An 11,399-nucleotide genomic window follows, 5' to 3' on the forward strand; every position below is an offset into this window, starting at 1 on the left:
ATCCTCTTAGAACGGGGCGATGCCCAGGATGGCGGCGGCCTGCAGCGCAGTTGCGCGCACTTGCTCGGGCGTGGCTGCGGTGATGTTCAGGTGGCCCATCTTGCGGCCGCGCTTGGCATCGACCTTGCCATACAGGTGCAGGTGGCAGCCAGGCAGCGCCAGGATCTGGTCCCAGGCCGGCGTCTTTGCGGTGGGGCTGTTGGTGAACCACAGATCGCCCAGCAGGTTCAGCATGATGGCCGCGCTGTGCTGACGCGGCTGCACCAGCGGCAGGTTGGCCATGCAGCGTACCTGCAGCTCGAACTGCGACACATCCAGCGCGTTCTGGCTGTAGTGGCCGCTGTTGTGCGGGCGGGGAGCGATCTCGTTGACGACCAGCTGGCCGCTTTCGAGCACAAAGAACTCGACGCAGAGCACGCCCACATAGTCCAGGCCCTCGGCCACCGACTGGGCCGCCGCAATCGCCTGCTCGGCTTGCGCAGCGGGCAGGTTGCCGGCATAGACCTCGGTCACGGCCAGAATGCCTTCGCGGTGCAGGTTGCGCTGCACCGGCAGGTTCACGATGGCGCCCTGGCGGCTGCGGGCCACGATGACCGAGCACTCATGCGCCAGCGGCAGCATTTTCTCCAGCACACAGGCAACCTGGCCCAGCTCGGCCCAGGCGGTGGCCAGCTCCTCGCGGGTCTTGACGCGGACCTGGCCCTTGCCGTCATAGCCCATGCGGGCGGTCTTCAAAATGCCGGGCAGCAGCGCATCGTTGACGGCGGCCAGTTGCTCGGCGGTCTCGATGACGGCATAGGGTGCGCAGGGCACGCCGCATTTCACAAAGTGGGCTTTTTCTGCAGCGCGGTCCTGGGCGATGGCCACGGACGCGCCTGCGGGCGACACCGGCAGGCTGAGCGCGAGCTGGTTCAGTGCGGCAGCGGGCACGTTCTCGAACTCGGTGGTCACTGCAGCGCAGAGGCGTGCCAGCTCGGCCAGGCCTTGCGGGTCTTCGTAGCCGCTGCGCACATGGTGGTGGCTGACCAGGCCGGCTGGGCTGGTGGCATCTGCGTCCAGCACGGCGGTGAAATAACCCATCGATTGGGCGGCATGGGCAAACATGCGGCCCAGCTGGCCGCCGCCCAGGACGCCGAGGGTGGCGCCGGGCAAGATCACCGAGGCGCCGGGCTGGCTGCTGTGGCTGGCGGCGCTCATGCGTTCACCGGCAAGGTCATGTTGCGGGCCGCTTCGGTTTGCGCGGCGCGGAAGGCGTCAAGCTTGGCGCGCAGCGCCGGGTCTTCATTGGCCAGCATGGCCACGGCAAACAGCGCGGCATTGGCTGCGCCGGCCTGGCCGATGGCGAAGGTGGCCACCGGCACGCCCTTGGGCATTTGCACAATCGAATGCAGCGAATCAACACCCTGCAGATGGCGGCTGGCCACCGGCACGCCCAGCACGGGCACAGGGGTTTTAGCGGCTATCATCCCTGGCAGGTGGGCGGCGCCACCGGCTCCGGCGATGATGGCCTTGAGGCCGCGCTCTACGGCACTCTCGGCAAAGCGGAACATGTCGTCAGGCATGCGGTGGGCCGAGACCACCTGGGCTTCGAAGGCAATACCGAATTGCTGGAGAATGTCTACTGCGTGCTGCATGGTCTCCCAGTCGCTGCTGGAGCCCATGACCACGCCAACTTGGATGGGTGTCATAGTGTGGGTTGGCGGGTGTCTAAGGCAAGAATGCCGGCCCCGCGCCAGGGTGTAACCCGCCATTTTACTTTTTGCAGTGAAGCTGCCTGATCAACACGGATTTTTAGCGACATGATCGACGTCACCATTGAGAATTTTGAAGCCGAAGTCATCCAGGCATCCCTGCAGGTGCCCGTGCTGGTGGACTTTTGGGCCCCGTGGTGCGGTCCCTGTAAAACCCTCGGCCCTTTGCTGGATAAGCTCGAAGTCGACTATGCCGGCCGCTTCAAGCTGGTCAAGATCGATTCCGACCAAGAGCAGCAGCTGGCCGGCATGTTCGGCATCCGCTCCATTCCTACCTGCGTGCTGATGATCGGCGGCAAGCCGGTCGATGGCTTTATGGGCGCCCAGCCCGAAGGCAAGCTGCGCGAGTTCCTCGACAAACACCTGCCTTCCGAAGGGGAACTGGCCGCCGAGGCCGGCGCCGATGAAGCCCAGCAGCTGCTGGAAAGCGGCGATGTGCAGGCCGCGCTGCAAATGCTGCAAGAGTCGCTGGCGGCCGACCCCAGCAACGACGACGCCCGTTTTGACTATGCCCGGCTGCTGATCCAGACCGGCGCGGTGACCGAGGCCGAAGCCCAGATCGAAGAACCGCTCAAACGCATCCAACAGCCGCTGCGCTTTGTGGCCCTCAAGGCGTGGGCCAAAGCCATCCGCTTTGTGCATGAGGACGACCGGGGCGACTGGCCGCTGGAGCAGTTTGACGCAGCGATTGCTGCCAACAAGCGCGATTTCGACACCCGCTTTGCTAAGGCGCAGGCGCTGATGGCCGAAGGCCAGTGGACGGCCAGCATGGACGAGTTGCTGGAGATCATCATGCGCGACAAAACCTGGAACGACCAGGCGGCGCGCAAGCTGTTTGTCGCCATTCTGGAGCTGCTGACGCCTCCCAAGCCCAAGGCAACCGACACGGTGCCCGGTACCACCGCTGGTGGCATTGCGCTGACCGGCAAGGCCGGCAAGCAAGAAGACGAAGTGGGCGCGCTGCTGAGCAGCTACCGCCGCCGCCTGAGCATGGCACTGAACTGAGCTTGGGCGCCGCTGTTGCAGCGCTTCCTGTACAGTCTGACCCTACACCCCGTTGCAACTGCAAAAACGGTGTGTAGTAGTTTGCACCTATACTGATAGCAGCAAAGCGGCGATGGGTGCGCGCATGTGCCCATTTTGAGCGTTGATAGGCTGAGAGCTCGGGTCTTTGACGTTTGCAGCGCATGGGGCGCGCCGCTACCGCAGGAGAATCAAAACCATGGGATTGTGGCAAAAACTGCTGGGCTGGCTGAACCCCTCGGCCCCCACGGCTGCCCCCGCTGACACTCTGAGCCCGCCGCCGGCTGGCCCGGTCGCAGGCAACCTGGCGCAGGATGCCGCCGCGCGTGGCGCGCGCGAACCCGCCTTCGACCCTGCCGCAGAGCTGGCAGCGCCCGTCGCCAGCATGCCCAGCGCCCCCCTTGCTCCGCCCCTGTCTGCTGCCCCTGTGGTGGCCGACGCTGCGCCCAGTCCCCAAGCAGATCTCTTCGAAGCCGCTGCGTCCCGTGAGGCCGACGTTCCCGCCGCCATTGCCGACCCGGCCTTGCGCGAGGCGCTGTCCACCTACGCTGGCATGGCCTGGGACCGGCAACTGGATTTTGCCGACAAAGTGGGCGAACGCCCCTGGTCCGCCGATACCGCGCAGGGCTTGATTGCCTTTGGCGATGACCTGCGTTTTCGCATGCAGGTGCTGGGCTCTTACTCTTTCCAATCCGGTACCTGGCTGTGGATTTGGGCGCATACCCAGGCCGAGGTAGCGCCGGCCTTCACCGAGGTGGCACGCCAGCTGCAAGGTTTTGGCGCCGCCAAGAACCTGGCGCTGTTCACCGACCCGCGCACTGCGCTGCGCCAGGAAGACCTGCATGTGATCGGTCTGATTGCTGCTGGCGCCGACAACAGCGCAGGCTACTACCTGGGCAACTATGGCGATGGCATCTTGCTGGCGCTGATCGATCCCGACCACGGCCTGCCGACGACAGTCGCGAAGCCCGAGCGGGTGCCCACCGTCGTGTCGCAGTTGATCAGCGATTTCGAGCTGGACCACCGGGTGCTGCTGCAGCACTACCTCGCCGCCAAGGGTTTTAGCGTGCAGGAGACCGGCTCGCGCATCACCGGCCAGCATGGCGCCAACCGCATCGTTGCCGATCTGGACAGCCTGGGCCGCATCAGCGCCGTCTCCGGCAGCCTGGGCCCTGCTGCCTGATCAGAAGCGGTAGTCCAGCGTCTTCCCTGGCGTGCCTGCTGGCGCCACCTCCACGCTGTGGTCGATGGTTTTGCCGCCATCGGCGTTGGCCTTGACGGTGTAGCGGCCGGCGTCTAGCCGTACTAAGCACACAGGGCCCTGGGCTTGGAACTGCGCCACTTCCTGTCCCTTGTCATCTGCAACCACCACCTGGATCTTCGCCAGGTAATCGCCGGATTTGGTGGCAAACAGCAGCGACAGCGGGTAGTCTTTCATCGCCGCGCGCATCGCGGTGGACTCATCAATGCCAATGCCGCCGCAGACATATTGCACATCGCCTGCTTTTTGCATGGCGGGATGCTGGGCATGGGCAGCGGTGGCAGATAGCAGCGCGGCGCAGAGCAGGGCGGCACTCAGGGTAGGGAGACGGTTTTTCACAGCAGTCCTTAGCAGTCATGGATCTGCCTTGACTGTGCCTCCGCGCGGCTGGCGGCTCTGTCAGCGGAAGGCGGACATGGCGGTACGCCAGCGGCGGCTTAGACGCATTTTTAAAACCGTGGCAAATCCGGATGCGACAGCTTGCCCGCGCGCACCAGCATCTTGCCGTACTCGGCGCAGCGGTTCAGGGTCGGGATCACCTTGCCGGGGTTCAGCGAGCCCTGCGGGTCAAACGCGGCTTTCAAGGCCAGCATCTGCGCATTCTCTTCAGCCGAGAACTGCACGCACATGCTGTTGAGTTTTTCCACGCCCACGCCATGCTCGCCGGTGACGGTGCCGCCCATGGCGACGCTGGTCTCCAGAATGTCGGCGCCAAACAGCTCGCAGCGGTGCAGCTGGTCGGGATCGTTGGCATCGAAGAGGATGAGCGGGTGCAGATTGCCGTCGCCCGCATGGAAGACATTGGCGCAGCGCAGCTGGTACTTTTTCTCCATCTGCTGGATGGCGAGCAGGATATCGGCCAGGCGCTTGCGCGGAATGGTCGAGTCCATGCACATGTAGTCCGGGCTCATGCGGCCGCTCGCAGGAAAGGCGTTTTTGCGGCCGCTCCAAAAGCGCAGCCGTTCTTCTTCGTCTTGACTGATGCTGATGGCGGTGGCGCCGGCGGCGCGTAGCACCTGGCTCATATGCGCAACCTCTTCGGCCACCTCTTCGGGCGTGCCATCGCTCTCGCAGAGCAAGATGGCTTCGGCGCTCAGGTCATAGCCGGCATGCACAAAGTCCTCGACGGCAGCGGTCATCGGCTTGTCCATCATCTCCAGCCCGGCGGGGATGATGCCGGCGGCAATCACTGCCGCTACCGCATCACCTGCTTTGCGCACATCGTCAAAGCTGGCCATGATGCAGCGCGCCAGCTGGGGCTTGGGGATCAGCTTGACCGTCACCTCGGTGGCCACGGCCAGCATGCCTTCGCTGCCAATCACCGCCGCCAGCAGGTCATAGCCCGGCACATCCAGCGCCTGGCTGCCAAACTCGATGGGCTCGCCCTCAACGGTAAAGCCCTTGATCTGCAGCACGTTGTGGACGGTAAGCCCGTATTTGAGGCAGTGCACACCGCCAGAGTTTTCCGCCACATTGCCGCCAATGGTGCAGGCAATCTGGCTCGATGGATCCGGCGCGTAATAGAGGCCATAGGGCGCTGCCGCATCGCTGATCGCCAGGTTGCGCACGCCGCATTGCACCACGGCGGTGCAGGCGGCCGGGTCGATGTGCAGGATCTGGTTAAAGCGCGCCATGGACAAGGTCACGCCCAGCGCAATCGGCAGCGCGCTGCCCGACAGCCCCGTTCCCGCGCCGCGTGCCACCACCGGCACCTGCAGCGCATGGCAGGCCTGCAGCACCGCCTGCACCTGGGCATAGGTCTCCGGCAGCGCCACCACCAGCGGGCGCTGGCGGTAGGCGGTCAGGCCATCGCATTCATAGGGGGTGGTGTCCTCGTCGTGCCACAGCAGGCAGTCGTCGGGCACAACCTTGCGCAGGGCGGCCACCACTTCGCGCTGGCGTTCAGCGCGTTCGGTCGTGGCGGATGGGGACGTGGGGAGGTCAACCTGGCTCATAGCCCCCACTGTAGCAAGTTGCGGGCAGCGCGCAGGTCACCGGGGCAACCGCCGGCAGGCAGCGCCCCTGGCTGGATCAGCGGAAGATGACGGTCTTGTGGCCGTTCATCAGCACGCGGTGCTCGCTGTGCCACTTCACCGCGCGGGCCAGCACCTGGCTCTCGGTGTCCTGGCCCCGGGCGGTCAGGTCGTCCACCGTGTCGGTGTGGTAGGCGCGGGCCACGTCCTGCTCGATGATCGGGCCTTCGTCGAGGTCGGCCGTCACATAGTGGGCGGTGGCGCCAATCAGCTTCACGCCCCGGTCATGCGCCTGGTAGTAAGGCTTGGCACCCTTGAAGCTCGGCAAAAAGCTGTGGTGGATATTGATCGCACGGCCCGACAGCTTGCTGCACAGGTCGTTGGACAGCACTTGCATGTAACGCGCCAGCACCACCAGCTCAGCGCCTTCGGCCTCGATGATCTCGAACTGCTTGGCCTCGGCCTGGGCCTTGGTGGCCGCCGTCACCGGAATGTGGTGGAAGGGGATGTTGTAGCTGGCCGCCAGTTGGTAGAAGTCGCGGTGGTTGCTGACGATGGCGCGGATGTCGATCGGCAGCAGGCCTTCCTTCCAGCGGAACAGCAGGTCGTTCAGGCAGTGGCCCTGGCGGCTGACCATGATGACGGTCTTGATCTTTTCTTCGGCTGCATGCAGGCGCCAGTGCATCTCGAAAGGGAGGGCAAACGCTTCCAGGTCCTCCCGCAGCTGGGCGGCTGGCCCGGCATTGGCAAAGCGCACGCGCATAAAGAACAGGCCGGTGGCCGGATCGTTGAACTGGCCGGCTTCTTCGATATTGCTGTCATGGTCCAGCAAAAAGCCCGATACCGCGTGGACCAGCCCTCGGCGATCAGGGCACGAGAGAGTGAGGATGTAAGCATTGGTCATAAGCCTGCCATTGTCGCAGTTTGGCCAGGGATCGTCTGGAAAACCCTCGCCTGAGGGATGGACGCGGATCGGGATGAGGCGCAAGGCGTCTTTTGCAGTCAATAGCGAGCTATTGACAAGGAAGACAACGCAGCGGATCGCCCGAGTCCGCGTTCAGCCCACGGCAGGGAGTTTTGCATACGGTCCCAAGGGCTTGCCCTGTCAGGGTTTGGTTTTTTGTAGGGGTAGAAGCAGCCGCTGGTTTTGTAAATAAACGTCAGAAGTATTTATTTATTGTTTTGTGGTGCTGCCGTAGTCATCTGCAGAAAATGCCGAGAAATCAACGATTTTCTCCCCTGCTGTGCTGCAGCATCGCATGCCATCGGCTGCGAGCTTGCCGCCTGCAGAGCCGCTTTCCGTGGCGCTTGCCGGCTGTTTTTTGTCCGTAGATTGCGGCCATACAACAAGGGTGGTTTTGGTGGTTTGCAAGCCTGGCATTTGGGGTTAGATTGGGGTTTGGCTTGCAAGCTCAGCGAAGTTTGTATCAGCCTATCGATTTCACCAAAACCTGCCATGGCCTCCGCCTGCGCCTAAAGCCGCGGGTGTGCGGCGTTCGGGTGTTGTGCGCGGCTGCTTGCCGCCCGAGCCCGCCTGCGCAGGACTGATTTTTGAGGACAGACTCCATGAAACGCGACAACATCACCCCTTCTCCCGAGGCCATCAGCGGCCAGGCTCCCCAGGCCATCAGCCTGGATGTCCTCAAGGAGAAGTACTTCAAGGGTGATGAGTCGAGCATCGAGGACCTGTACAGCCGCGTCGCACGCGCGCTGGCCTCGGTAGAAAAACCCGAGCTGCAGGCCGAGTGGGAAGCCAAGTTCTACACCAACCTGCATGCCGGCGCGATTGGCGCGGGCCGCATCATGTCCGCCGCAGGCACCGACATCCAGGCCACCTTGATCAACTGCTTTGTGCAGCCGGTGGGCGACTGCATCCAGGGCTTTGACGACGAAGGCTACCCCGGCATTTACGAGGCGCTGCGCGAAGCGGCGGAGACCATGCGGCGCGGCGGTGGTGTGGGCTATGACTTCTCGCGCATCCGCCCCCGGGGAGCTGAAGTCAAAGGCACGGCCTCGATGGCCTCGGGCCCTTGCAGCTATATCAATGTGTTTGACCAGAGCTGCTCGACCGTCGAATCGGCCGGCGCCCGCCGTGGCGCGCAGATGGGCGTGCTGCGCATCGACCACCCGGATGTGATGGAGTTCATTACCGCCAAGCGCACACCGGGCCGCTGGAACAACTTCAATGTGTCCGTCGGCGTGCCCGATGCCTTTATGCAAGCCGTGGTGGACGGTGCCGATTGGCAGCTGGTACACAGCGGCAAGCCCAATGCCAAGCTGCGGGCCGAAGGTGCCGTGCAGCGGGCGGACGGCAAGTGGGTTTACAAAACGGTGCCTGCCCAGGTGATGTGGGACACGATCATGGCCTCGACCTATGATTTTGCCGAGCCGGGCATTCTCTTCCTCGACCATATCAACGACGACAACAACCTGCGCTACTGCGAGCGCATTGCCGCCACCAACCCCTGCGGCGAGCAGCCCCTGCCATCCTACGGCTGCTGCGATCTGGGCCCCATCATCCTGACCCGCTTTGTGCGCAACCCCTTTGGCTTTGGTGGGCTGCCGAGCTTTGATTTTGAGAGCTTTGAGCAAGTGGTCGCCACCCAGGTGCGTGCGCTCGACAATGTGCTGGACGCCACCTTCTGGCCGCTGGAGCAGCAGCGCGAGGAATCGGCCGCCAAGCGCCGCATCGGCGTGGGCTTTACCGGCATGGGCAATACCTTGACCATGCTGACCCTGCGCTACTCCGACCAGGAAGGCCGTGACATGGCCAAGCGCATTGCCGAGTGCATGCGCGATGCGTCCTACCGCGCCTCGGTCGGCCTGGCCAAAGAAAAGGGCGCCTTCCCCAAGTTCGATGCCAAGGGCTACCTGGACAAGGGCACCTTTGCCAGCCGCCTGCCCCAGGACATCCAGGACGACATCAAAAAACACGGCATCCGCAACAGCCACTTGCTGTCGATTGCGCCCACCGGCACCGTGTCGCTGGCCTTTGCCGACAATGCCTCGAACGGCATCGAGCCGGCTTTCTCGTGGACCTACACCCGCAACAAGCGCGAGGCCGATGGCAGCAAGAGCCAGTACCAGGTCGAAGACCACAGCTGGCGCCTGTACCGCGAGCTGGGCGGCGATGTGGAGCAGCTGCCGGCTTATTTTGTCTCGGCGCTGGAGATGTCGGCCACCGAGCATTTGGCGATGATGGAGACGGTGCAGCCCTATGTGGACACCGCCATCTCCAAGACGGTGAACATCCCCGCCGACTACCCGTATGAAGACTTCAAGAACCTGTACCTGCAGGCCTGGCGCGCCAATTTGAAGGGCTTGGCCACTTACCGCCCCAACAGCATTCTGGGTGCGGTGCTGGAGACCACGCCGGTCGCCAAGGCCGAGACCCCGGCGGCTGAGCCCGCTGCGGCGGCTGCCGCTGCGCTCGACCCGATGAAGCTGGTGATCGAGCGCCGCCCCGAGGGCGAGCTCAGCGCCGTCGCCGACAAGGTGGAGTACTGGACCCAGGAGGGCCAGCAGCGGCTCTACATCATCGTGTCCTTTTTGCCGGTGCCCAGTGCCGATGGCAAAAGCATGGTGGACCGCGCGGTGGAGTTCTTCATGCCCGTGGGCCAGAACGGCGAATCGCAGCAATGGATTACCTCCAGCATGCGCCTGCTGTCGCTGGCGGCGCGCGGTGGTTTTCTGGAGCGTGCATTGGCCGACATGCGCAAGGTTGCCTGGGACCGCGGCCCCGTGCGCCTGGGTACCTACCAGCGCGCTGACGGCACCCATGTCCCGATGTGGCATGACTCGGAAGTCTCTGCGATCGCCTATGCGGTGCAACAGATTCTGGAGCGCCGCCGCCAGCAAAACCTGCCCGGCATCAGCAGTTCAACCTTGACCCCTCCGGTGCCTGCGCCGGTGGTGAGCCAGGCCCTGCAGACCATGGCCGGCAAGAAGTGCAATGAATGCGGCGCCCATGCGGTAATCCGCAAGGATGGCTGTGAGTACTGCACCTCCTGCGGCGCCGTAGGGTCTTGCGGTTAAGCCGGCGCTGAACACCGCGCTTTTCGCCTGACAAAAACGCCCGTGTCGCAAGACCGAGCGTTGTCGTTGGTGGGCGCTGCTTTACCCGACGCAGCCTCAAGCGATCAGCGCGGTGCAGCCGCCTGCGCAAATACCTCCTTGGCCACAAACAAGCCGTTGAGTGCCGCCGGAAAGCCCGCATACACGGCCATCTGCATGATGGTTTCCACGACTTCCTCCTGACTGCAGCCCACATTCAGCGCCGCCTGGATATGCACTTTCAACTGCGGCGCGGCATGGCCCAGGGCGGTGAGGGCGGCCACGGTCGCAATCTCCCGGCTTTTCAGGTCCAGCCCGGGGCGGCTGTAGATGTCGCCAAAGGGGAATTCGATCAGGTAGTCCGCAAAGTCGGGCGCGATATTGGCCAGGCTGGCCACGACCTGTTCGCCGGCATGGCCATCAATTTCGCGCAGCTTGTCCATGCCACGTTGGTAGCGGGTGGTGTCAGTCATGGTGCAGGTCCTTGTTGGCGGTGGTGTGCGGGGCGGGGGAGGCGCTGGCTTCCAGCGCTTGGTAGTGGGCAATCTTGGCTTGCAGCGCCTGGGCGGCTTGCTGCATGGCTGCAATCTCTGCCTGCACCTCCGCCAGGTGGGTTTGCAGCATCTGGCGCCGGGCGGGCACGCTGGCATCGCCCGCGCTGCGCAGCTGGGCAAACTGGCGCATCTTCTGGATGGGCATGCGGGTGGTGCGCAGGCGGGTCAGAAAGGCAAGCCAGGCCAGATCGGCTGCGGCATAGCGGCGCTGGCCGCCGGCCGCGCGCGGCACGGCGGCAATCAGGCCGATGCGTTCGTAATAGCGCAAGGTATGGGCGCTCAGCCCCGTGCGTTGGGCTGCTTCTTCAATGCTGAGGGGTGGTTCCATGCAGCCATTGTCAAAGTTAGAGTGCACTCTAAGTCAAGCGTCACTAACGCTTTTAGGCAAAAAAAAGCTGTCTGCGCCTGGAGGGTACGCAAACAGCTGGGATGGGGGTGGGGGTGTCGTGCGGGGTTCAGTGCACGATCACCGGTTGTTGAGCCAGGCCGGTGTAGCGGTCCAGCGTGGCCTCGACTTCTTCTTCCGTCGGTGCATTGGCTTGCCAAGCCTGGATTTGGTGGTGGAACATTTCTGCCCAGGCGCCATCCAGGTACAGCTCTTTGCCGCTGCGCTTGTCCACAATCTCAAAACCCTGGCGCTGCAGGTGGCGCAGCGGTTCGGTCACGGTGGGGCTGGTGACGGAAGCACCATCCTCGGACAGGGGCAGTTCGGGCGTTAGGTGCAACACCACAAAAGAGTCCGAGTCATAAATCATTTGCATGATGTTCCTCCTTGTGAAGTGCA

General features: G+C 63.8%; 12 protein-coding genes. 3 read left to right on the plus strand and 9 right to left on the minus strand.

Going from position 1 to position 11,399, the window contains the following annotated elements; all coding sequences use genetic code 11:
• Positions 1–6: 6 nt before the first annotated feature.
• Entirely contained in the window at positions 7–1,197 is a 1,191-nt protein-coding gene (locus HS961_RS04370) for a 5-(carboxyamino)imidazole ribonucleotide synthase (RefSeq protein ID WP_182326552.1), read from the minus strand.
• On the minus strand, positions 1,194–1,688 hold the full coding sequence (purE, locus tag HS961_RS04375; protein WP_182326553.1) for a 5-(carboxyamino)imidazole ribonucleotide mutase: 495 nt from the start codon (positions 1,686–1,688) through the stop codon (positions 1,194–1,196). Before purE ends, HS961_RS04370 begins: the two co-directional genes overlap by 4 nt.
• Before the next feature lie 111 nt (positions 1,689–1,799).
• On the opposite strand from purE, the gene trxA reads away from it, so the two are divergent.
• Entirely contained in the window at positions 1,800–2,756 is a 957-nt protein-coding gene (gene trxA, locus HS961_RS04380) for a thioredoxin (RefSeq protein WP_182326554.1), read from the plus strand.
• Between the two features lie 217 nt (positions 2,757–2,973).
• Positions 2,974–3,957 (plus strand): DUF6882 domain-containing protein, encoded by a 984-nt coding sequence (locus HS961_RS04385; protein ID WP_182326555.1) that lies wholly within the window; start codon positions 2,974–2,976, stop codon positions 3,955–3,957.
• Here HS961_RS04385 and HS961_RS04390 read toward each other — a convergent pair whose 3' ends face one another.
• The 4 genes from HS961_RS04390 to HS961_RS04405 all read right to left on the minus strand — a co-directional run bounded on the left by HS961_RS04390 (position 3,958) and on the right by HS961_RS04405 (position 7,380).
• Positions 3,958–4,374 carry a carboxypeptidase regulatory-like domain-containing protein gene (locus HS961_RS04390; protein WP_182326556.1) on the minus strand — a complete coding sequence of 139 codons (417 nt, stop codon included), beginning with the start codon at positions 4,372–4,374 and terminating at the stop codon, positions 3,958–3,960.
• A gap of 110 nt (positions 4,375–4,484) precedes the next feature.
• Entirely contained in the window at positions 4,485–5,990 is a 1,506-nt protein-coding gene (locus tag HS961_RS04395) for an FAD-linked oxidase C-terminal domain-containing protein (RefSeq protein WP_182326557.1), read from the minus strand.
• Between the two features lie 76 nt (positions 5,991–6,066).
• The gene (purU, locus tag HS961_RS04400) at positions 6,067–6,912 is read right to left on the minus strand and encodes a formyltetrahydrofolate deformylase (RefSeq protein WP_182326558.1); all 846 of its coding nucleotides are present in this window, start codon (positions 6,910–6,912) and stop codon (positions 6,067–6,069) included.
• Between the two features lie 270 nt (positions 6,913–7,182).
• On the minus strand, positions 7,183–7,380 hold the full coding sequence (locus tag HS961_RS04405) for a hypothetical protein (protein WP_182326559.1): 198 nt from the start codon (positions 7,378–7,380) through the stop codon (positions 7,183–7,185).
• A 194-nt stretch (positions 7,381–7,574) separates the two neighbouring features.
• Between HS961_RS04405 and HS961_RS04410 the strand changes: the two genes are divergently transcribed.
• Positions 7,575–10,043, plus strand: a complete 2,469-nt coding sequence (locus HS961_RS04410) for an adenosylcobalamin-dependent ribonucleoside-diphosphate reductase (RefSeq protein WP_182326560.1) — start codon at positions 7,575–7,577, stop codon at positions 10,041–10,043.
• Positions 10,044–10,147: 104 nt separating this feature from the next.
• Here the strand turns inward: HS961_RS04410 and HS961_RS04415 are convergent, their stop codons facing one another.
• From HS961_RS04415 to HS961_RS04425, 3 genes are all read right to left on the minus strand, one after another.
• Complete coding sequence (locus HS961_RS04415) at positions 10,148–10,534, minus strand: carboxymuconolactone decarboxylase family protein (protein WP_182326561.1); 387 nt, start codon at positions 10,532–10,534, stop codon at positions 10,148–10,150.
• A complete protein-coding gene (locus HS961_RS04420; RefSeq protein ID WP_182326562.1) occupies positions 10,527–10,943 on the minus strand; it encodes a MerR family transcriptional regulator in 417 nt (138 codons plus the stop codon). The genes HS961_RS04415 and HS961_RS04420 overlap by 8 nt, the downstream gene beginning before the upstream one ends.
• Positions 10,944–11,070: 127 nt before the next feature.
• A complete protein-coding gene (locus HS961_RS04425; protein ID WP_182326563.1) occupies positions 11,071–11,376 on the minus strand; it encodes a DUF3567 domain-containing protein in 306 nt (101 codons plus the stop codon).
• Between the last annotated feature and the right edge of the window lie 23 nt (positions 11,377–11,399).

The sequence above is a fragment of the Comamonas piscis genome (assembly GCF_014109725.1).
GTDB classification, from domain to species: Bacteria; Pseudomonadota; Gammaproteobacteria; order Burkholderiales; family Burkholderiaceae_C; genus Comamonas; species Comamonas piscis.